The organism is Anaeromyxobacter diazotrophicus (assembly GCF_013340205.1).
GTDB classification, from domain to species: domain Bacteria; phylum Myxococcota; class Myxococcia; order Myxococcales; family Anaeromyxobacteraceae; genus Anaeromyxobacter_A; species Anaeromyxobacter_A diazotrophicus.
This window is the reverse complement of record NZ_BJTG01000003.1, coordinates 1-20540: the sequence shown is the minus strand read 5'-3', so window position 1 is coordinate 20540 and position 20540 is coordinate 1. Positions and strand designations below refer to the sequence as shown.

Here is a 20540-nt window from a genome sequence, read left to right as displayed (position 1 = left end):
CGATGCTACGGCGCGGTCGCGCCTTCGTGGCCGCCGACCTTCTTCGCGGCGCGCTGCAGCGCGGTCGTGATGGCGTGGACCGCCGAGCGCGAGCGTCCGAGCGTCGCCGCCGCGGCGTCGACCGGCAGGTGGTCGAGCTGGCGCAGCCGCTTGCGGGCGCGCTTCTCCAGCTGGGTGGTCGCCTCGTGGGCGGCCCCCTCGAGCTCCTTGGCCAGCGCCGAGACGCTCCAGTCCCGCGCCGCCAGGGCCGCCAGGCGACGATCGAACGACCGCAGGCCGGCGCTGCCGGAGGCGAGGAGGTGCGCCACGCGCTGCCGCGCGCGGTCGGTCACCTCGACGCGGGAGGCGCCGGGCTCGGCGGCGGGCGTGGAGATCGGGGTGGGCTGCGAAGCGGCGCTGTGGGACGGCGACATGGCTGGACCTCGCGAAGGCTCGCGGTGCTTGCGTTGGAAACAGGAGAATTCGAGTGTGCACCGTCTGACGCACCGCTCCAATTCCCTCTCCGGGGCGCACCGGCAGCAAAGCACCCCAGTGGCCGCGCCCTCGACCCTCGGTCGCGCCCCGCTGGCTACCCGAGGCCCTGACGCCCATCAATCGGCGCCGCCGCGGCCGCGGCGTCCGGCGCGCTGCCGGCGAGAGGAGCGCGCCCGGCGACGCCCCGCTCGATCACCTGCAGGAGGAGCCGCACGGCGCGGTCCCAGCCGAAGCGCTCGGCCGCGCGCCACCGCCCCGCCTCGCCCATGGCCCGCGCGCGCGCCGGGTCGTCGAGCAGCCGCAGCATGGCGGCGGCGAGCGCGGCCGGGTCGCGCGGCGGCACGAGCAGCCCGGTCGCCCCGTCGGCCACGATCTCGGGGATGGCCTCGATGCGCGTCCCCACGCACGGCAGGCCGTAGCTCATCGCCTCCAGGAACGAGAGGCCGAACGCCTCGCGCAGGGTCGGCAGCACGAAGGCCGACGCGCGGGCGTAGAGCGCCCCCACCTCGGCCGGCGGCCGCGGCCCGAGCAGGCGCACGCCCGCTGGCGATCGCTCCGGCTGCCGCCCGCCCACCATCCACAGCTCGGCGCGCGGGTGGCGCGCGCGCACCGCCTCGAAGGCGGCCAGCGTCTCCGGCCCGCCCTTGGCGGCGAAGTGGCGCCCCACGAACAGAAGGGCCTGCTCGCGCGGCCCGGCCGGCGGCGGCCCCGCCGGGGCGACGTTCGCGCCCGCGCCGATGACGTGCACCCGGTCTGGCGAGACCCCGTAGTCCGCCGCGAGCGAGCGGCGCACGTGCTCGCTCATCACGAAGAGGGCGGCGGCCCCGCGGTAGACCTCCGTCTCCCGCCGGCGCCAGCCGCCCTCGAACGGGATGGGCGGGTCGAGCCCCGGCACCGGGTCATACCGCTCGTTCAGGGCGCGGGTGTGGTCGCAGTACAGGTAGTAGGGCGGGTGGGGACGGCGCAGCGGGTCCCTCACCGGCGCGAACAGCACGCCCGCCTGGAGCACGACGTCCGGGGCGGCGGCTGCCACCGCCCGCTCGCAGCGGGCGGTGAGGAGGTCGAAGGCCACCGTGGTGTGGACGTACCAGGGCTTCCAGTGCCGCCGGAACCGCGCCATGGCCGCGGCGGTGGCGAGCACCGGCCCGGGCCGGAGGTTCGGGATCTGGACCGGGCCGAGCCGCCGCTTGTAGAGAAAACCGTCCACGGGGTCGAAGACCTGGACCTCGTGCCCAGCCCGCCTGAGCCGCTCCAGCACGGCCGCGGTCACGCCCGACTGGGAACCATAGTTGATGTACAGGATTCGCAGGGGCATCTCGCTCGTGCACAAAGTAGGCTCGCGGGGGACATCCCCGCAGGGCCCGTCCGTGAGCCGCGGCCGCCCTTGCGGATCCAGCCGTCCGGCGGCAGACCGACGCGCTCGGCTGGCTGCTCGACCACCGGGGTGGGAGAGGTACAATTCCTTTTCTGGTTCGACGCGACCGTGCTCCCGACCCCCTCCACCTTCCGCCCCGAGTCGCTCGTGGGGACGACCCTCGACGGCCGGTACCGGCTGGTCGCCCACATCGCGAGCGGCGGGATGGGCGCCATCTTCCGCGCCGAGCACGTCTACATGCGCAAGGAGCTGGCCATCAAGGTGCTCCGGCCGGACCTCTCCTCGCTGCCCGACATCGCGGAGCGCTTCCGGCGCGAGGCCGAGATCGCCGCCTCGCTCGAGCACGACAACATCGTCCGCGTCACCGACTTCGGGCGCAGCCCGGAGGGCTGGCTCTTCCTCGCCATGGAGCTCCTCGAGGGCGAGAGCCTGTTCGACCGGCTCCGCCGCGCCGGCCCGCTCTCGCCGCAGGAGTCGGTGAGCGTGCTGGTGCAGATGTGCCGCGGGCTCGAGGCCGCCCACGCGCGCGGGGTGGTCCACCGCGACCTCAAGCCGGAGAACATCTTCCTCACCGCGCGCCCGGCCGGGCTCATCAAGATCCTCGACTTCGGCATCGCCAAGCTCACCGACCCGCAGATCGCGAGCGACACGCAGGCCGGGATGGTGGTGGGCACGCCGGAGTACCTGTCGCCGGAGCAGGCCACCGGCAGCGCGGTGGACGGCCGGGCCGACGTGTACGCGGTCGGGCTCATCGGCTGGCGCATGCTGGCCGGCCACCACCCCTTCCGCGCGGACGACGCGCGCGGCCTGCTCATGATGCAGGCCACGCAGCCGGTGCCCTCCATCGTCGAGGCGCGCCCCGACCTCACCGCCTGGCCGGTGCTGGTGACCGCCATCGGGCGCGCCTGCGCCAAGGACGCGCGCGAGCGCCACCCCAGCGTCGCCGAGCTGGGCGCGGAGCTCGAGTCCTGCCTCGGCACGCTCGAGCTGCCGGTGCCGGCCCGCCCCTCGGAGAGCCGCTCGCGGACGCGCGCCTGGACGCCGCCGAGCCCCAGCTCGGGCCCGCTCCCCGCGGCGGCGGCCCCCACCGTCCAGGCGACGATGACCCTCGACGCGGGGACGCCCATCGCCACCCCGCTGCCGGTGCGGGTGCTCCGCTTCGGGCGCGCCCACCGGCTGGCGCTGGGGCTGGTGCTGGCCGCCGCGGTGCTCCTGCCCACCTCGATGTCGTTCGCGCGCTGGATGGAGGAGCGCCCGGCCGCGCGCGCCCGCGCGCTGCTCGCCGCCGACCGGCCGGAGGCCGCCCGCGACGCCATCGCGCCGGCCGTGCTGCGCCGCCCGAGCGACGCGCGGCTGCGCGTGCTGCACGGGCAGGCGCTGCACCGGATCCGCGGCCAGACCATGGCCGCCATGGACGCGTACACCGCCGCGCTCGACCTCGACCCGCGCGCGCTCGACGCCACCGCGCTCTCCGACCTCGGCCAGGATCTCCAGGCCGAGCGCAAGGTCGCGGAGCGCTCGGCCAAGCTGCTCGCCCGGGTGGGCCCGCCGGCCGCCCCCTACGTGCTGGAGGCGGTGGAGCAGACGCGCGGCAACGCCCGCCTGCGCGTGCTGGAGCTCGCGCGCGACATGGGGCTCGAGGACCGGCTCGACCGCGTGGCGGTCTACGGCGCCCTGCTCTCCGACCCCGACTGCGACGTCCGCCGCGCCGCCGTCCGCCGCCTGGGCGAGCTCGGCAACCCGGCCGCGCTGCCCAGGCTGCACGAGCTCGCCCGCGAGAAGCGACGCATCAAGGGGCTCTTCGGCCTGCCGCAGGAGGTGCCGACGTGCGGCGCGCCCGAGGCGGAGGCGGCGGCCCGCAAGCTGACCGCGCGGCGCTGAAGGCCCCGCCTCGCGGCTCGCGGGGACCGGGTCAGACGGTGAGGGAGGGCGTGGGCGCCGCCGCCTCACCCTGAACGGCGAGGGACGCGTCGGCGGCCGGCGCCAGCACGCGCGAGCCGGGCCCCACCCGGAGCTTCGTGCCGCGCCAGTCCACCTCGCGGTGCACGAGGCCGTAGGCCCAGGCGCCGCCGAAGAGGAGGTCCTTCAGCGGAACGAGCGCGAGCTGCCAGGCCGGGAAGCCCCCCGGCCGGAGCGCGCGCGCCGCGGCGCCGTCGAGGGCGCTCTTGGCGGCGCAGGTGCCGGCGAAGCCGGCCGCGGCCAGCGCGCTCCGCTCGCAGGCGAGCGCCGCCGCCGCCAGCAGCACGGGGTTGAGGAGCGCCTGGGCGGCGTAGAGGCCGGGGCCCACCAGCTGGCGCTGCAGCACCGCCCAGCGGCGGTAGCGCGCCGAGAAGGCGGCCACGGTCTGGCGCTCGCTCACGTTCACCACCGCGCTCGGGGCGAGCGCGACGCGCTTGCCGAGCCGCGCGGGCACGAGCAGGCCCATCACGTAGTCCTCGGCCAGCACGTCCTTCACCGCCTCGAAGCCGCCCATCGCCTCGAGGTCGCGGCGGCGCAGCGCCATCGACTTGCCCACCACCACGTCCCGGCCGCAGAGCCGCTTCGCCGCCACCACCCCCGGCGCCACCGCGCCCGCCAGGTGGAGGTGGTCGAGGAGCGACCCGAGCCGCGCCGCCCCCTCGCCCACCACCGGGTGCGTGACGAGGCCCACCCGCTCGTCCTCGAGGAGCGCGGCGATCTCGGCCAGGTAGCCGGGCGCCACCCGCACGTTCGAGTCGGAGACCACCAGCAGGTCGTGCCGCGCCGCGCGCGCCAGCCCGAGGAGCTGGTTCACCTTGGGGTTGAGGCCCGGCTCGCCGCGCTGCCGGACCACCCGGAAGCGCTCCGGCCAGCGGCGCGCGGCGGCGCAGGCGAGCTCCCAGACCGGATCGCGGGCGCTCTTCACCCCCAGCACCACCTCGTACTCCGGGTAGTCGAGCGCGGCGAAGCGCGCGAGGTTCGCCCACAGGCCGTCGTCCACGCCGCAGAGCGGCTTCAGGATCGAGATGGGCGGCGCCCGGACCGGCGGCGGGACCGGCCGCGCCCGGTGGCGCCGCAGGGACACGCCCTGCGCGGCGACGAGGGCCAGCCCGGCGGCGGCCAGCGCGAAGAGGAAGACGGCGAGGTGGTGGGCCATGCGCTCCTCCGGCGGACGCCGGGACGGCGCCCCGCCTCCGAGCGTGCAGGCGCGGCGTGGCTCGGCGATGGACCCGGGGTGACGACCCTGCGACGCGGCGGGAGCGGGTTCGCGTCAGGCGGCGGCGCGCGCCCGGGCGGGGGCGGCCGGCGCCGCCCGGCGCCCGGCGGCGAAGGTGAGCCAGCGCTCCGCCACCACCCGCCCCGCCTCGTGCGTGACGAGCCGGGCCCGGCCCAGCTCGGAGGTCGCGCCGGCGTTGAGGACGCGCAGCGCCCGGCCAGCGCGCGCCGAGATCGCCACCTCCGCGGCGCGGTGCCGGTGACCGTGCAGCACGAGGTCGCAGCGCCCGCGCAGCGCGTCCACCACCTCGCCGCCCCCCGCCACCGCGTCCGCGTGCGGCCAGCCCAGGAGCGAGGCCAGGTGCTCCCCCAGGCTCTCCTCCGGCAGCGGCAGCAGGTGGTGGTGCAGCATCACCACCGCCAGCGTCCGCGGCGGGGCCGCCGCCAGCGCGGCGTCGAGGGCCGCCAGGTCGTCCGCGTCGAGGGTGCCGTGGCTCGCGAGGAGCGACCGGTTGTGGTGGCTGGTGGAGTCGACGCGCACCACCCACAGCCCGCCGCGCCGCGAGGCCTGCACGCGCGGGCCCGCCATGAGCGCCGCGCCCGCGTCGTCGCCCAGGCGGTCGTGGTTTCCGGGGACCACCACCAGGCGCGCCGCCAGCGGCGCGAAGAGCCGCTCGAAGGTGGCGAGCTCGGCCCGGCGGCCGCGGTGGGTGACGTCGCCGGTGAGGAGCACGGCCTCGACGTCCGCCGCCAGGAGCGCGTCGCGGAGCGCCTCGGCGGCGGCGTCGGCCGCGGCGTCGCGCCCGAGGTGCAGGTCCGAGATGTGCGCCAGGGTCTCGCTCACGCCGCCCTCCCACCGCGGTCCGCATCAGACCCGCCGCCCGTGACGGGGCGGAGGCGCCCGCCCGACCTTTCGGTGAAAGCCCCGGGGCGCGCCTTCGCCGCGACGTCACCGGACCGCCGCGCCCCCGTCACCGCCGCCGGGCACGCTCGCGCGCCGTGGAGACCCCCCTCCGTCCGATCGTCGCCGCCGTCGAGATGGGCTACGGCCACCTGCGCGCGGCGCGCTCGCTCGCCGACGCGCTCGGCGAGCCGGTGCTGTACGCCGACCGCCCTCCCCTGGCCGGCGAGGGCGAGCAGCGGCTGTGGCGGCGCGCCCGCGCGGTCTACGAGACCACCTCGCGCCTGTCCCAGCTCCCGGTCCTGGGGGCGCCGCTGCGCTGGGCGCTCGACGAGGCCACCGCCATCCCGCACCTGCACCCGTTCCGCGATCTCTCGGCGCCCACCCGCGCCGTGCACGGGCTCCAGCGGCTCCTGCGGCGAGACCTCGGGCGCGGCCTCCTGGAGGAGCTGCGCCGGACCGGCCGCCCGCTCCTCACCACCTTCTACTCGCCGGCGATCGTGGCCGACCGCGCCGGACCGGGCGAGGTCTGGTGCGTCGTCACCGACACCGACGTGAACCGCATCTGGGCCCCCCTCCACGCGGAGCGCACCCGCATCCGCTACCTCGTCCCCGCCCCGCGGGCGGCGCGGCGCCTCCAGCAGTACGGTGTCCCGGCGGAGCGCGTGACCTGCACCGGCTTCCCGCTCCCGCACGGGCTGGTGGGCGGCCCGGGCATGAGCGCCCTGCGCCGCAACCTCGCCGCCCGGCTGGTCCGGCTCGACCCGTCGCGCGCCTTCCGGCGCGAGCACCCCGAGGAGCTGGCGCACTTCCTGGGGCCGCTCCCGGCCTGGGAGGAGGGGCGGCCGCCGCTCCTCACCTACGCGGTGGGCGGCGCCGGCGCGCAGGCGGGGCTGGCGCGCGCCTTCCTGCCCTCGCTGCGCCCGCTCGTCGAGGGCGGCCGGCTGCGGCTGGCCCTCGTCGCCGGGACGCGGCCCGCGGTGCGGGAGGTGTTCGAGGACGCGCTGCGCCGCGCCGGGCTGGCGGGGGCGCTCGGGCGCGGGGTGGAGCTCCTCTTCACGCCCGGGATGGACGCCTACCTCGCGCAGATGGACGCGCTCCTCGCCGGGACCGACGTGCTGTGGACGAAGCCGTCGGAGCTGAGCTTCTACGCAGCGCTCGGGCTGCCGCTCGTGCTCGGCGCGCCGGTCGGCGTCCACGAGCGCGTGAACCGCCGGTGGGTGCGCGAGAGCGGCGCAGGCGTGAAGCAGCGCGACCCGCGCTTCGCCGGCGAGTGGCTGGCCGACATGCTGGACGACGGGGCGCTCGCCGCCGCCGCCTGGGCCGGCTACACCCGGCTCCCCAAGTTCGGGCTCTACCGCATCCTCGAGCTGGTGGGCGCGCCGCTCGGCGCCGCCGGGGCGCCGCCCGGGCCGGACGAGGCCGCGCCCGCCCGCGGCGGCTGACGCCAGCCGCCGTGGCGGCGCGCCAGGCCGCGTGCTACACCGTGCCCCCCACACTCTTTTCGCTGGGAGGACGCGATGGCAGCGGTCGAGATCTCCGAGGCGTCGCCGGTCGAGCTCGAGGCGGACGTGCTGGCGGTGCCGGTGTTCGAGGAGGACCTGGCGCGGCGGCCGCAGGGGCTGCTGGCCGAGCTCGACAGCCTGCTCGACGGGCACCTCGCCCGCGCCGCCGAGGCGGAGCGCTTCCGCGGCAAGGCCGACCAGCTGCTGCTGCTCCACACGCTCGGCCGGCTCGGCGCGCCGCGGCTGGCGCTGGCCGGCCTGGGGCGCCGCGCCGAGGCGGAGCGGTCCGGGTTCGAGGGGCTGCGCCTGGCGCTCGGCCAGGTGGCGCGCGCCGGGCAGAAGGCGGGCGCGTCGCGGCTGGCGGTGGCGCTCCCGGGGCCGCTCGCGGCGCCCGGGGCGGCGCGGGCGGCGGTGGAGGGGGCGCTCCTCGGCGCCTACCGCTTCGACCGCTACCGCAAGAAGGACGACGCGCCCCGCGCGGCGCTGAAGAAGCTCACGCTGGCGCTCGCGGCGGAGGCCGCGGCCGGCGAGGAGCTGGCGGAGGCGGTGCGGCTCGGCGAGCAGGTGGCGGCGGCGGTGGGCTGGGCGCGCGACCTCGTGAACGAGTCGCCCGCCGACTGCACGCCGGAGCGGCTGGCGCGCGCCGCGCGCGAGGTGGCGAAGGCCGGGCGCCTGCGCTGCGAGGTGCGGGGCCCGAAGGAGATCGCCGCCCTGCGCATGGGCATGTTCCTCGGGGTGACGCGCGGCTCGGCCGAGGAGCCGCGGCTCGTGAAGCTCTCCTACGTGCCGCGCGGGCCGGGCGCCGGCGCGCCGCCGCTGGTGCTGGTCGGCAAGGCCATCACCTTCGACTCCGGCGGGCTCTCGCTCAAGCCGACCGACAGCATGGTCACCATGAACGGCGACATGGCCGGCAGCGCGGCGGTGCTCGCCGCCATGCGGGTGGTGGCCGAGCTCGCCCCGCCGTTCCCGGTCCACGCGCTCCTCGGCGCCTGCGAGAACATGCCGGGCGGCCGCGCCTACAAGCCCTCGGACGTGCTCACCGCCTACGACGGCCAGACGGTCGAGATCACCAACACCGACGCCGAGGGGCGGCTGGTGCTGGGCGACGTGCTCGCCTGGGCGGTCGGCACGCTCGCCCCGGCCGCGGTGGTGGACCTCGCCACCCTGACCGGCGCCTGCATGGTGGCGCTCGGCCACCACACCGCCGGCGCGTTCGGCCCGGACGGCCCGGTCATCGACGCGGTCCTGGCGGCGGCGGGGCGCGCGGGCGAGGACGTCTGGCGGATGCCGCTCGTCCCGGCGCTCAAGGAGAGCCTCAAGTCCGACGTGGCGGACATGAAGAACACGGGCGAGCGCTGGGGCGGGGCCATCGCGGCCGCCCACTTCCTGCGCGCCTTCGTGGGCGAGACGCCCTGGGCGCACCTCGACATCGCGGGGCCGGCGCACGCCTCGAAGGAGCGCGGCTACATCGGCAAGGGGGGGACCGGCATGGGCGTGCGGACGCTGGTCGAGCTGGTCCGCGCCTGGGAGCCGCCGGCGCGCGCGGGCAAGCCGGCCAAGCCGGCCAGCCGCCGCCGGGCCGAGGCGCCGGCGCGGGCGCGCGGTTAGGCCACGCGGGTGGACCCGCAGGCCGAGCTCGAGCTCCTCCTCCGCCCCGCCGCGGGCGGCCTCTACGTCGTCTCGACGGGGAAGGAGGAGCAGCTCGCGGTGCAGCGCCGCATCTACGGCGGCGCGAGCGAGAACGACGTGGCGGCCCGCTGGCGGGCGGCGCTCTCCGGCGTGCGCGGCGCGCGCGCCCTCCTCCTCGGGATCCCCTCCGACGTCGGGGCGGGCTTCCTGCGCGGCGCGAACCTCGGGCCGCAGGCCATCCGCTCGCGCCTGGTCGAGGAGGACCCCGGCTTCTTCGAGCGCGCCCGCGCCGCGGGGCTCGTGGACGTGGGCGACGTCTTCACGGTCCCGCAGCTCCTCCACGACGAGATGCTGTCGGAGGGCCAGAAGGCGGCCAGCCGCGCCGCGCTCTTCCCGGGGGTGCCGCCGGCGGAGCGGGCCCGGCTCCCGGTCTCGCCGCTCTCGATGGCGGAGCGCGCGCTCGAGCTCCTGCTCGACCTCGCCCGCGACGCGCGGGTGCTCCTCCTCGGCGGCGACCACTCCTGCGCCTGGCCGGCGGCGAAGGTGCTGGCGGGGCGCCGGCCGGGGCTCGGGATCGTGCAGGTGGACGCGCACACCGACCTCCTGGAGGAGCGGCTGGGCGTGAAGTACTGCTTCGGCACCTGGTCCTTCCACGCCAACGCGCTGCTGGGCGGTTCGGGGCGGATGGTGCAGGTGGGCGTGCGCGCCTCGCGGCGCGACCGCGGCCACTGGGAGGCGCGCTGCGGGGTGCGCCAGCTCTGGGCGGAGGAGGTGCGCCGCGATCCGGCCGCCGCGGTGGAGCGGGTGGTGGCCCTGCTCCGCCAGGCGGGCGTGACCGACGTCTACTTCTCGAACGACATCGACGGCACCGACGCGGCTGCGGCGGGCGCCACCGGCACCCCGGAGCCGGACGGCCTCACGGCCGAGGCGGTGGTGATGCTGGTCCGGCGCCTCGGCCGCGAGTTCCGCCTGGCCGGCGGCGACGTGATGGAGGTCGCGCCGCCGCTCGCGCGCGGCGAGGGGGAGCCGGAGCGGACCCTGGCCCTCGCGGTGCGCTACCTGCGCGAGACCGCCGCCGCGGCGCTGGGGCGGGAGATCTAGTCGACCTCGACCACGACCACGACCGCGACCTCGACCTCACCGCGATCGCGAGCTGGACGCGGAGAAGCGCAGCGGCCCGAGGCGAGGTCGCCCCGGGCCGCCGTTCACTCCCACCGCGATCAGTTCGCCTTCACCGCCACCGGCGTCGTCTCGTGCTCCGGCTTCGCGCCGGCGAGGATCGAGACCGCGGCCCCGGCCACCGCGCCGCCGACCGCGAACAGGGCGGCCACGCTGACGACGCCGAGCACCATCCCGAACACGATGAGCCCGCGGACGAGCAGGGTCGCCTTGACCGGCGTCCCGACGATGCCGCCCGCGAGGAGCACGCCGGCGTAGCCGCCGTACAGCAGCGAGGGCAGCAGCGCGAGGGCGAGGAAGAGGGCGAGACCGACGGCGGCACCGATGAGCGTGTAGGACTTGCGGTTCATGGCTTCTCCTGGGGTTGAGCTTCGAAAGTGCTGGTGGCCTGCTGTTCCGTGGCCTTCGTCGCGTCGGCCACCCGTCGCCAGGAGATTGCACGTGGCTTGCCAGCGCGCTGCGACGAGGTTTCGCGGGGTTGCGCGGTCGCTTGTCGGGAAGCTCCGACGCGGTGGCGGCGGCGGGCGACAAGGGCTTGGTTCACGTCAAGGCAACCGCGGCGCTCGGGGTCCTGCCGAGCGCGCCCGAAACGAAAGCGGCCCCGGCGTGAACCGGGGCCGCTCGGGCCTCGCAGCGATGGGGCGCGCTACGACTTCGCGGCGAGCTTCGCCTCGGCCGGCTTCGCCGCCTTGCCGCCGACCAGGATCGAGACCGCCGCGCCGGCGGCCGCGCCGGCCACCGCGAAGAGCGAGGCGAGCGAGGTGACGCCGAGCACCATCCCGAAGACGATGAGGGCCCGGACGAGCAGGGTCGCCTTGACCGGCGTCCCGACGATGCCGCCGGCCAGCAGGACGCCGGCGTAGCCGCCGTAGAGCAGCGCGGGGAGCAGCCCGACGGCGAGGAAGAGAGCCAGCCCGACGCCGGCGCCGATGAGGGTAGGGGTCTTGCGGGTCATGGCGGCCTCCTTCGTTTCCCGGGCGCTTCGTGCGCCTCGGACGATGCCGGAGAGTGCACGTCCTCGGCCAACAGGGCGGGCACCATCTTACGCGCAGTTACACCATGCGTTGTCGGAAAGTGCCGACGCCCGCGCCGCCCCGCCCGACAGCCGCCGCAGGGCGCGGCGATCCGTCGCCCCCGGGAGTGGCTTGGTTCAGTGGATCCGCGGGAGGAGCGGCAGGGCGGCGACGAGGTGCGCCTCCTCCTCCGCCAGCGCCGCCAGGCGGGTGCGCGCTTCGGTCGCACCCGCCTCGGCCTCGGCGAGCTCCACGAAGAGCCGCTCGTGCCCCGCCTCGGACTGCGCCAGCCGCCGGTACAGGTCGCGGAGCCGCCCCGGGGGGAGCGCCTCGCCGAGGAGGGCCAGCCGCTCGCAGGAACGCGCCTCGATGAGCGCGCACACCAGGAGCCGATCGAGGAGCCGTGGTCCGCCCCCGCGCACCCGCGCCAGGAGCGCCTGCGCATAGGGGTCGCCCTCGTCGGGCAAGAGCGGCGCGCCGCGCCGGGAGAGCTCCACCAGGACCGCCATGAGGTGCTGCTGCTCCTCCTGGGCGAGGCGCGCCAGCGGGCGCACGAGCCCGGGTCGATCGGCGTGGTCCGCCACCAGCTTGAGCGCCGAGGCGGCCGCCTTCTTCTCGCAGTGGGCGTGGTCGCCGAGGGTGCGGTCGAGGTCGGCCGCGGCGACGGCGGGCCAGCGTGGGTCGGTGGGGGAGCGGAGGATCGACACCCGACTCTCGTAACGCCGCCGCCTCGCCCGGTCCGCTCACGATTGGCCACAAGTCTTCCCCGTGGCCCCTCCCAGCCGGCAGAGAGGTGCGTGCGTCTTGCGGCCGCCGCGCCGTCGAGCGAGGGCACTGTCCGGCGAGCGGCGCCGGCGAGGCGTCACCCCACGGCCGCGGCGCCTCCCGCGAGATCGGCTCACGATCCGGTACCTCGCCGGCCCGGCGTCGGCGTCTGGCCAGCGATCTGCGCGCCCTCGCCGCACGCCCCTAAAGTGCTTCCGCCAGCGGCGGTGGGTGGAGCGCTCCGGTCCGCATCATTCCAAAACTGGTCCATGTGCTCCCTGCCGAAGACCTGCTGGGCGTGCAGCGAATTGTGAGTGCGGCACACCAGTCTCAGGTTGTCGGCGGTGCTGCGCCCGCCGAGCGCCACAGGCTGGATGTGGTCGAGCTCCAGCATCCAGGTACTCTCGCAGCGGCGGCCGTCCGCCGAGCACCAGGCGCAGCGCCCACCGTCCCGCTTCCAGACCTCGCGCTGCACCGCGGCCGGGATGGGCTCGCGCTGGCCGCAGGCGGCAGCTGCCTTCTCCGCCGGCGCGGGGCTCTTCCGCGCCCGCGAGGGCTCCACCGCTCCGCGGCGCTTGCCGTGCTTCTCGAGCGCGCACTTCACCGCCTCCCGGAGGAGCGCGCCGAGGTCGCCGTTCCGGACCTTGTGGGCCAGGAGCGACTTCAGCTGGTCGAGGTCCTTCTTCAGCTCGGCATCGACGGTGACCCGCAGCGAGTAGCTGTCGACATCGACCGGCTCGAGCGTGGCCCGGCGCGCTCCGTCTCCGCCTTCGTCTTGTACGCCGCTCGCCCGACGAGCTCCTCCCAGTTCCCCTCCGTGAGCACCGGCGCGAGCGCCGCGGCGGTGGACAGGGAGAGGCGCCCGTCGCGCAGGGGCTCTGCGAGCCCTGGGAACCGCCGCAGCACGCGCATGGCGCCGATGCGCCGGCCCGCCGCCCCCTCGCTGAGGTGGAGGGCGCGGACGCACCACTCCCACAGCGAGGGGTAGCCGGCCTCGGCCCAAGCGCGGCGCTGGTCGAAGACGTCGAGGTGGAGCAGGAACTCGACCTGGGTGTGGCGCTCGTGGCCGGCCAGCTCGGCCAGGCGGTGGAGGAGGGCGACGGTGTCGAGGGAAGCCGGCGCGGCGTCGGGCATGGAGAGACCTCCGGTGCGTGTTCGCTGACGGTAACACGCACTCTTCGAGCCTCCGGGAAGGCCCTGGTCGCCGCGCCCGCGCGTCTTCGTGAGGTGCCCGCCGACTTCGCCCTCGACGGCGCCGAGCACCTCGCAGGCCCAGGACGCGGCGCGCTGGAGGGCGATCCTGTTGCGTTGCCGGGCCGCGCGCGTGATTCAGCTGTGACTCGGTCAAGCGCGAAAGCATTTCACCGTTGGGGCGTGCGCTGCCGGCCGCACCATGGTTCACCCTCAGAGCACCGTCGTGAGCCGGGCACGCGCAACCGTCTCGGACGCGCGGCTCCGCCGCGCGTGGAGCGCCTGCCGTCCGAGGCCGGGCCGCCAGCGCGGGCCCGTCCTCTCATCCTGCCGCGCCCCTCTCTGCCCGCAGTCCGCCGGCCCGCCAAGCCCACCGACGGCCGCTGAGACGCATGCCCTCGTCGAGACGTGATGAATGATGAGCCCCGGCCCTCTCCCCCGCCGGGGAGAAGGGGACGATCCGCTCGGCGAGTCTCGAGCCGTGCTGGAGAGGGGTGCCCCCTCGGGTCAGGGCGCCAGCGCGTCGAGCGCCGACGCTCGCAGCACCACCGGCGCCGTCCCGAGGCGCCCGAGCGCGAAGCCCGGGACGAGCTCCGCGGGCGAGACCTGGGCGCCGGCCGGGGCGAGGCCCGACAGCGAGGCGAGCAGCCCCACCACCGCGCGCGGGTCGGCGCCGCGCTCGCGCAGCTCGCCCAGCGAGAGCGCCCCGTGGCGCTTGGCGAGCCGCGCGCCGTCCTCGCCCAGGACGAGCGGCACGTGCGCGAACCGGGGCGGCGCGAGGCCGAGGGCGCGGTAGACGAGGAGCTGGCGCGCGGTCGAAGGCAGGAGATCGTCGCCGCGGACGACCTCCTCGATGCCCATCGCCGCGTCGTCCACCACCACCGCCAGCTGGTAGGCGGGGACCCCATCGGCGCGCGCCACCACGAAGTCCCCCGTCTCGGCCGCCACGTCGAAGGCGCGCCGGCCGTGGACGCCGTCGTCGAACGCGATCGCCCCGGGCGCGACGCGCAGGCGCCAGGCGGGGGCGCGCCGCGCGCTCCGCGCCGCGACCTCCGCCGGGGAGAGCGCCCGGCAGGTGCCGGGGTAGCGCGGCCCCTCGTCGGAGGGACCGTGCGGCGCCTGCGACGCGGCGGCGATCTCCGCGCGCGAGCAGAAGCAGGGGTACAGCGCGCCGGAGGCGCGGAGCTGGTCGAGCGCGTCGCGGTAGCGGCCGAGCCGCTCCGACTGGCGGTAGGGCGCGCGCGGGCCCCCGCGGTCGGGCCCCTCGTCCCAGTCGAGCCCGAGCCACCGCAGCTCCTCGAGGAGGCGCGCCTCGAGCCCCGGCCGCACGCGCGGGCCGTCCAGGTCCTCCACCCTCAGCACCAGCGCCGCGCCGCGCGAGCGCGCCGCCAGCCAGGCGAGGAGCGCCGTCCGGGCGTTCCCGAGGTGGAGCGGCCCGGTCGGGCTGGGCGCGAAGCGGCCGCGAGCGCCAGGCGGAGCCGGCGGGTCCCTCATGTCTGCAAAATAGCCTTGTCTCGGCGCGTCGGGGGCCACAGTCTCTCCGCACATGCGACAGGCCGGCTGCCTCATCCCGCTGTTCTCGATCCGCAGCGCATCCGGCTGGGGCCTGGGCGAGATCCCCGACATCGTGCCGTTCGCCCGCTGGGCCGCGCGCGCCGGCTTCTCGGTGGTGCAGCTGCTCCCGACGCACGAGGCCTCGCGCGGCCAGTCGAGCCCCTACGCGGCGCTCTCCGCCTTCGCGCTCGACCCGGTCTACGCGGGCGTGGACGCCCTCCCGGACTTCGCCGCCGCCGGCGGGCGCGACGCGCTCACGCCCGCCGAGCAGGAGGAGCTCGCCGCGCTGCGCGCCGTGCCGGCCGTGCCCTGGCCCCGGGTGCGGGCGCTCAAGGCCCGGGCGCTCGACCTCGCCTTCCGCAGCTTCCTCGAGGTCGAGTGGCGCCGGCGCACGCCGCGCGCGGCGGAGCTGGAGGCGTTCCAGCGCGAGCACGCCGGCTGGCTCGAGCCGTACGCGCTGTTCGTCGCGCTGCACGACGACCGCTTCGGCGGGCGGCCGTGGATGGCGTGGGACGCACCGCTGCGCGACCGCGCCGAGGGCGCGCTCTCGGCCGCGCGCGCCGAGCTCTCCGAGCGCGTCCTCTACCACGGGTGGCTGCAGTGGCAGCTCGACCTCCAGTGGCACGCCGCCCGGCGCGAGGCGAACGCCGCCGGGGTGGAGCTCATGGGCGACCTGCCCTTCATGGTCGCCACCGACTCCGCCGACGTCTGGTCGCGCCCGTTCGACTTCGACCTCGACGCGCGGGTGGGCGTGCCGCCGGACGCCTTCAGCGACACGGGCCAGGACTGGGGGCTGCCGGTCTACCGCTGGGAGGCCATGGCGGAGCACGGCCACGCCTGGATGACCGCGCGGGCGCGCCGCTCGGCCGAGCTGTACGGGCTCTACCGCGTCGACCACGTGGTCGGGCTCTACCGCACCTACTACCGGCCGAACGACGGCGGGCCCGCCGCCTTCACCCCCGCCGCCGAGCCGGAGCAGACCGCCAACGGCGAGCGCATGCTCGCCATCTTCGCCGAGGGCGCCCGCGTCATCGCCGAGGACCTCGGCACCGTGCCCGACTTCGTGCGCGCCTCGCTCACCCGCTGCGGGGTCCCGGGCTACCGGATCCTGCGCTGGGAGCGGGAGTGGAAGCAGCCCGGCCAGCCCTTCAAGGATCCCGCCGCCTGGCCCGCGCTGTCGGTGGGCACCACCGGCACCCACGACACCGACGCGCTCGCCGACTGGTACGACGGCATGGGCGAGGCGGAGCGGCGCGCGCTGCTCGCCCTGCCCGCGCTGGGCCCGCTCCGGGCGCGGGGCCCGCACCGCTTCGACACGCAGGTGCGCGACCTCCTGCTCGACGTCGTCTACGGCTCGGGCAGCGACCTCCTCCTCCTCCCGTTCCAGGACGCGTTCGGCGCGCGCGAGCGGGTCAACGTGCCGGGCACCGTCACCGACGCGAACTGGTCGTACCGCATGCCGCTCGAGGTCACCGCGCTCGCCGCCGACCGCGCCGCGACCGAGCGGCTGCGGCGGCTCGCGGCGCGGTCGAGGCGCCTCGGCGGGTGAGCGATGAGCGCGAGCCCCGGCGAGCCCCCCCTCTCCTCCGACGCCCTCTACGGCGAGCTCCGGGCCGCGGCCAAGGACGGAGGCTGCGCCTCGCGCCGGCCCGCCTCCACCTACCGCCTGCAGCTCACGAAGGACTTCACCTTCGACCGCGCGGCGGAGGTGGCGCCGTACCTGCACGCGCTCGGCGTGACGGACGTGTACCTCTCGCCCATCCTCGAGGCCGCCCCCGGCTCCACCCATGGCTACGACGTGGTGGACCACGGCCGCATCTCGCGCGAGCTGGGCGGCGACGCAGGCTACGCGCGGCTGTGCGAGGCGCTCGCGCGGCACGGGCTCGGGCAGCTGGTGGACTTCGTGCCCAACCACATGGGCGTCGGCCCGCAGAACGCCTGGTGGATGGAGGTGCTGGAGAACGGCCCCAGCTCGCGCTACGCGCACTTCTTCGACGTGGACTGGCGGCCCCTCAAGGCCGAGCTGGAGAACAAGGTCCTCGTGCCCATCCTGGGCGACCAGTACGGCGTGGTGCTCGAGCGGGGCGAGCTGCGCCTGGTGCGGGAGGGCGGCAGCTTCTTCATCACCTACTTCGACCACCGCTTCCCGGTGGCGCCCCGGCAGGTCCCGCAGGTGCTGGCGCACCGGCTGGAGGAGCTGCGCGAGAAGCTCGGCTCGGAGGAGCCGAGCGTGTGGGAGCTGGAGAGCATCTGCACCTCGCTCGTGAAGCTCGCGCCGCGCTCGGAGACCGACCCGCAGAAGGTGGCGGAGCGGGCGCGCGAGAAGGAGGTGGCGAAGCGCCGGCTGGCCGCGCTCTGCGAGACCTCCCCGGCGGTCCGCGAGCACCTCGACGCCAACGTCGCCCTCTTCAACGGGCGGGTGGGCGATCCGCGCAGCTTCGACCTGCTCGACCGGCTGCTCGACACGCAGGCCTACCGGCTCGCCTTCTGGCGGGTGGCCGGCGAGGAGATCAACTACCGCCGCTTCTTCGACGTGAACGGGCTGGCGGCCATCCGGATGGAGGATCCGCGCGTCTTCGACGAGGCGCACCGGCTGGTGCTCGAGCTGTTCCGGCGCGGGCAGGTGAACGGACTCCGCATCGACCACCCGGACGGCCTGTACGACCCGACCGCCTACTTCCGGCGCCTGCAGGCCTCGGCGCTGCTCGCGGAGGCGCGGGCGCTGGCCGAGCGGCGCGGGGCGCGGCTCGAGGCGGCCGAGGAGGCGGCGCTGCGGGCGCGCGTCGAGGCGGGCCTGGCCGAGGGCGAGCTGCCGCCGCGCCCGCTCTTCGTGCTCGCGGAGAAGATCCTCTCCGGCCGCGAGCGGATGCCGGAGAGCTGGGCCATCGACGGCACCACCGGCTACGAGTTCCTGGCCGCGGTGAGCGGGCTCTTCGTGGATGGGGCGGCCGAGGAGAGCGTGACCGAGGGCTACGCCCGCTTCATCGGGCTGCGCGAGGACTTCGGCGACCTCGCCTACCGGAAGAAGCGCCTCATCACCTCCTCCTCCATGGCGAGCGAGATCAACATGCTCGCCCAGCGGCTCAACCGGATCAGCGAGACGAACCGCCGGACCCGCGACTTCACCCTCAACGAGCTGCGGCGGGCGCTGGTCGAGTTCGTGTCGAACTTCCCCATCTACCGCACCTACGTCACGCCCGAGGGCGAGGTGGACGAGCGCGACCGGCAGTACGTCGAGGCCACCCTGCAGCGGGCCCGCCGGCGCAGCCCGGTGACGGATCCGTCCATCTACGAGTTCCTGCGCGACGTGCTCCTCCTGCGCTACCCCGAGGCCCTCTCCCCGGCCGAGCGGGCCGAGTGGCTCGAGTTCACCCTGAAGCTGCAGCAGGTCACCGGGCCGGTGACCGCCAAGGCGCTCGAGGACACCGCCTTCTACATCTACGATCGGCTGGTCTCGCTCAACGAGGTGGGCGGCGAGCCGCGCGAGTTCGGCACCCCGCCGCAGGCCTTCCACGAGCTCAACGCCAGCCGGCGCGAGCGCTGGCCGGGCTCGCTCGCCGCCACCTCCACCCACGACACCAAGCGCAGCGAGGACGTGCGAGTCCGGGTGGCGGCGCTCTCCGAGGTGCCCCGCGAGTGGCGGGCGCTCACGGCCCGCTGGCACCGGCAGAACCGGCAGTTCAAGACGGACGTGGAGGGCGAGCCGGCCCCCGACCGCAACGACGAGTACCTGCTCTACCAGACCCTCCTCGGGAGCTACCCCGACCCGCCGCCGCGCGCCGGGTGCGGCGAGGCGCGGTGCTACCTCGCCCGCGTGACCGCCTACATGCAGAAGGCGATGCGCGAGGCCAAGGTCCGCACCAGCTGGACCCACGTGGACGTCGGGTACGAGCAGGCGGTGACGCGCTTCGTGGAGGGCGTGCTGGCGTCGGGCGAGTTCCTGGAGAGCTTCCTCCCCTTCGCGCGGCGGGTGGCGGCGGCGGGGCGGCTCTCGTCGCTGTCGCAGGTGGCGCTGAAGCTCGGCTCGCCCGGCCCCTGCGACGTGTACCAGGGGTGCGAGCTGTGGGACCTGTCGCTCGTCGATCCGGACAACCGGCGCCCGATCGACTTCACCCTGCGCGCGCGGCTCGTCGAGGAGCTGGCGCGCCGGGCCGGCGAGGGGCCGGCGGCGCGCGCGGCGCTGGCGCGCGAGGTGTCGCAGCCGGAGGCGCTGCGCGACGGGCGCGCCAAGCTGCTGCTGCTGCGGGAGGGGCTCCTCCTGCGGCGCGAGCGCCCGGCGCTCTTCCTGGAGGGCAGCTACCAGCCGCTCGCGGCGGAGGGTCCGCACGCGGACCGGGTGGTGGCGTTCGCGCGCCGGCGCCGCGGCGAGGCGCTCGTGTGCGTGGCGCCCCGGCTGGTGCTGGGGCTCCTCGACGGCGCCGGCGCGGCCGCGCCCCGGTGGGACGGGCGGCTGGTCCTGCCCGCCGGCTTCCCCGGGCCGCTCGTGGACATCGTGACCGGCGCCCGGCACGCGGGGGAGACCCTGGCGCTCTCCGAGCTGTTCGCAGGCTTCCCGGTGGCGCTCCTGGCCCGGGTCGAGGGAGGTCGCCGGTGATCGTCTACCTGGTGCGCCACGGCAAGGCGGAGGAGCACGCGGCCCGCGGCGGCGACGCCGCCCGCGCCCTCACCGCGGAGGGCCGCGCCCGGTTCGAGGCGCTCGCGGCGTCGCTCGCCGGCCGCATGAACGTGGCGCGGGTGGCGACGAGCCCGCTGCGGCGCGCCCGCCAGACGGCGGAGCTCCTGGCGCGCGTGACCGGCGCGCCGGTCGCCGAGGAGGCGGCGCTCGCCTCGGGCGCGTCGGACGGCCGCGCCCTGCTCGAGCTCGCCCGCCGCGCCGGCGCCGGCACGGCGCTCGTGGGCCACAACCCCGAGCTCGCCCAGGCGGTCGCGCTCGCCGCCGGCGAGGAGCAGAAGGTGAAGCCCGGGACCATCGCGGCGGTGGAGCTCGGAGCCCGCGGCGCCCGGCTGGTGTGGCTCGAGGCTCCGGGCTGAGGCCGCCGTGCGGGGAAGACAGGCCCCTCTCCCCGGCCCTCTCCCCGCTCCGCGGCTCATCATCAGTCACATCTCCGAAGGGCATGCGCCTCAGCGGCCGTCGGTGGGCTTGGCGGGCCGGCGGACTGCGGGCAGGAGGGGCGACCAGGGCCTTCCCGGAGGCTCGAAAAGTGCGTGTTACCGTCAGCGAACACGCACTGGAGGTCTCCATGCCCGATGCCGCGCCCGCTTCCCTCGACACCGTCGCCCTCCTCCACCGCCTGGCCGAGCTGGCCGGCCACGAGCGCCACACCCAGGTCGAGTTCCTGCTCCACCTCGACGTCTTCGACCAGCGCCGGGCCTGGGTCGAGGCCGGATATCCTTCCCTGTGGGAGTGGTGCGTCCGCGCCCTCCACCTGAGCGAGGGCGCCGCCGGTCGGCGCATCGCCGCCATGCGCGTGCTGCGCCGATTCCCAGGGCTCGCGGAGCCGCTGCGCGTCGGGCGCCTCTCCCTGTCCACCGCGGCTGTGCTCTCTCCCGTGCTCACGGAAGGGAACTGGGAGGAGCTCGTCGGTCGAGCCGCGTACAAGACGAAGGTGGAGACGGAGCAGCTCGTCGCGTCGCTGCAGCCACGGCCAGCGCCGCGGGAGGGGCTGCGGCGGCTGCCGAGGCCGGAGCAGGCGGCGACCGCGCTCGCGAAGCCGATCGAGGCGGGCTGCGTCGAGGTCGACGGCGGCGGGGGACGAGCCCCCGCCCTACAGCCCGGGGCG

At 76.4% G+C, this 20540-nt stretch carries 18 protein-coding genes; 8 read left to right on the top strand and 10 right to left on the bottom strand.

Annotation, left to right across the window (positions count from 1 at the left end; all coding sequences use genetic code 11):
- Window positions 1-5 precede the first annotated feature (5 nt).
- The gene (locus tag HWY08_RS06060; RefSeq protein ID WP_176063976.1) at window positions 6-413 is read right to left on the bottom strand and encodes a hypothetical protein; all 408 of its coding nucleotides are present in this window, start codon (window positions 411-413) and stop codon (window positions 6-8) included.
- Between the two features lie 155 nt (window positions 414-568).
- The gene (locus HWY08_RS06055; protein ID WP_235969490.1) at window positions 569-1789 is read right to left on the bottom strand and encodes a glycosyltransferase family 4 protein; all 1221 of its coding nucleotides are present in this window, start codon (window positions 1787-1789) and stop codon (window positions 569-571) included.
- Between the two features lie 168 nt (window positions 1790-1957).
- Here HWY08_RS06055 and HWY08_RS06050 point away from each other — a divergent pair, with 168 nt between their 5' ends.
- Complete coding sequence (locus tag HWY08_RS06050) at window positions 1958-3730, top strand: serine/threonine-protein kinase (protein ID WP_176063975.1); 1773 nt, start codon at window positions 1958-1960, stop codon at window positions 3728-3730.
- Window positions 3731-3761: 31 nt separating this feature from the next.
- Here HWY08_RS06050 and HWY08_RS06045 read toward each other — a convergent pair whose 3' ends face one another.
- Entirely contained in the window at window positions 3762-4964 is a 1203-nt protein-coding gene (locus HWY08_RS06045; RefSeq protein ID WP_176063974.1) for a glycosyltransferase, read from the bottom strand.
- A gap of 114 nt (window positions 4965-5078) precedes the next feature.
- Window positions 5079-5867, bottom strand: coding sequence for a metallophosphoesterase family protein (locus HWY08_RS06040; protein WP_176063973.1), 789 nt, complete (start codon window positions 5865-5867; stop codon window positions 5079-5081).
- A gap of 155 nt (window positions 5868-6022) precedes the next feature.
- On the opposite strand from HWY08_RS06040, the gene HWY08_RS06035 reads away from it, so the two are divergent.
- The 3 genes from HWY08_RS06035 to HWY08_RS06025 all read left to right on the top strand — a co-directional run bounded on the left by HWY08_RS06035 (window position 6023) and on the right by HWY08_RS06025 (window position 10159).
- Entirely contained in the window at window positions 6023-7369 is a 1347-nt protein-coding gene (locus tag HWY08_RS06035; protein ID WP_176063972.1) for a hypothetical protein, read from the top strand.
- A 75-nt stretch (window positions 7370-7444) separates the two neighbouring features.
- Window positions 7445-9037 (top strand): leucyl aminopeptidase, encoded by a 1593-nt coding sequence (locus HWY08_RS06030; protein ID WP_176063971.1) that lies wholly within the window; start codon window positions 7445-7447, stop codon window positions 9035-9037.
- A 9-nt stretch (window positions 9038-9046) separates the two neighbouring features.
- Complete coding sequence (locus HWY08_RS06025) at window positions 9047-10159, top strand: arginase family protein (RefSeq protein ID WP_176063970.1); 1113 nt, start codon at window positions 9047-9049, stop codon at window positions 10157-10159.
- A gap of 119 nt (window positions 10160-10278) precedes the next feature.
- On the opposite strand, the gene HWY08_RS06020 is transcribed toward HWY08_RS06025, so the two are convergent.
- The 6 genes from HWY08_RS06020 to gluQRS form a co-directional block, all read right to left on the bottom strand.
- Window positions 10279-10587 (bottom strand): hypothetical protein, encoded by a 309-nt coding sequence (locus HWY08_RS06020; RefSeq protein ID WP_176063969.1) that lies wholly within the window; start codon window positions 10585-10587, stop codon window positions 10279-10281.
- Between the two features lie 296 nt (window positions 10588-10883).
- A complete protein-coding gene (locus HWY08_RS06015) occupies window positions 10884-11192 on the bottom strand; it encodes a hypothetical protein (RefSeq protein ID WP_176063968.1) in 309 nt (102 codons plus the stop codon).
- A 195-nt stretch (window positions 11193-11387) separates the two neighbouring features.
- A complete protein-coding gene (gene miaE, locus HWY08_RS06010) occupies window positions 11388-11957 on the bottom strand; it encodes a tRNA isopentenyl-2-thiomethyl-A-37 hydroxylase MiaE (RefSeq protein WP_176063967.1) in 570 nt (189 codons plus the stop codon).
- Between the two features lie 191 nt (window positions 11958-12148).
- Window positions 12149-12619, bottom strand: a complete 471-nt coding sequence (locus tag HWY08_RS22125) for an HNH endonuclease (protein ID WP_308469067.1) — start codon at window positions 12617-12619, stop codon at window positions 12149-12151.
- A gap of 80 nt (window positions 12620-12699) precedes the next feature.
- Window positions 12700-13149: a DUF222 domain-containing protein gene (locus tag HWY08_RS22120; protein WP_308469066.1), complete on the bottom strand. Its 450-nt coding sequence runs from the start codon at window positions 13147-13149 to the stop codon at window positions 12700-12702.
- Window positions 13150-13713: 564 nt separating this feature from the next.
- On the bottom strand, window positions 13714-14700 hold the full coding sequence (gene gluQRS, locus HWY08_RS06000; protein ID WP_176063966.1) for a tRNA glutamyl-Q(34) synthetase GluQRS: 987 nt from the start codon (window positions 14698-14700) through the stop codon (window positions 13714-13716).
- 52 nt (window positions 14701-14752) lie between these two features.
- Between gluQRS and HWY08_RS05995 the strand changes: the two genes are divergently transcribed.
- From HWY08_RS05995 to HWY08_RS05980, 4 genes are all read left to right on the top strand, one after another.
- The gene (locus HWY08_RS05995; RefSeq protein WP_176063965.1) at window positions 14753-16309 is read left to right on the top strand and encodes a 4-alpha-glucanotransferase; all 1557 of its coding nucleotides are present in this window, start codon (window positions 14753-14755) and stop codon (window positions 16307-16309) included.
- 3 nt (window positions 16310-16312) lie between these two features.
- A complete protein-coding gene (treY, locus tag HWY08_RS05990) occupies window positions 16313-19354 on the top strand; it encodes a malto-oligosyltrehalose synthase (RefSeq protein WP_176063964.1) in 3042 nt (1013 codons plus the stop codon).
- The gene (locus HWY08_RS05985) at window positions 19351-19791 is read left to right on the top strand and encodes a SixA phosphatase family protein (RefSeq protein WP_176063963.1); all 441 of its coding nucleotides are present in this window, start codon (window positions 19351-19353) and stop codon (window positions 19789-19791) included. Before treY ends, HWY08_RS05985 begins: the two co-directional genes overlap by 4 nt.
- 209 nt (window positions 19792-20000) lie before the next feature.
- A partial coding sequence (locus HWY08_RS05980) for a DUF222 domain-containing protein (protein WP_176063962.1) occupies window positions 20001-20540 on the top strand: 540 nt, incomplete at its 3' end.

Coding starts and splice junctions, on each gene's coding strand:
- HWY08_RS22120 (WP_308469066.1), bottom strand. CDS start 13,149: ATGCCCGACGCCGCGCCGGCTTCCCTCGACACCGTCGCCCTCCTCCAC.
- HWY08_RS06045 (WP_176063974.1), bottom strand. CDS start 4,964: ATGGCCCACCACCTCGCCGTCTTCCTCTTCGCGCTGGCCGCCGCCGGG.
- treY (WP_176063964.1), top strand. CDS start 16,313: ATGAGCGCGAGCCCCGGCGAGCCCCCCCTCTCCTCCGACGCCCTCTAC.
- HWY08_RS06015 (WP_176063968.1), bottom strand. CDS start 11,192: ATGACCCGCAAGACCCCTACCCTCATCGGCGCCGGCGTCGGGCTGGCT.
- HWY08_RS06020 (WP_176063969.1), bottom strand. CDS start 10,587: ATGAACCGCAAGTCCTACACGCTCATCGGTGCCGCCGTCGGTCTCGCC.
- HWY08_RS06055 (WP_235969490.1), bottom strand. CDS start 1,789: ATGCCCCTGCGAATCCTGTACATCAACTATGGTTCCCAGTCGGGCGTG.
- HWY08_RS05995 (WP_176063965.1), top strand. CDS start 14,753: ATGCGACAGGCCGGCTGCCTCATCCCGCTGTTCTCGATCCGCAGCGCA.
- gluQRS (WP_176063966.1), bottom strand. CDS start 14,700: ATGAGGGACCCGCCGGCTCCGCCTGGCGCTCGCGGCCGCTTCGCGCCC.
- HWY08_RS06030 (WP_176063971.1), top strand. CDS start 7,445: ATGGCAGCGGTCGAGATCTCCGAGGCGTCGCCGGTCGAGCTCGAGGCG.
- HWY08_RS06060 (WP_176063976.1), bottom strand. CDS start 413: ATGTCGCCGTCCCACAGCGCCGCTTCGCAGCCCACCCCGATCTCCACG.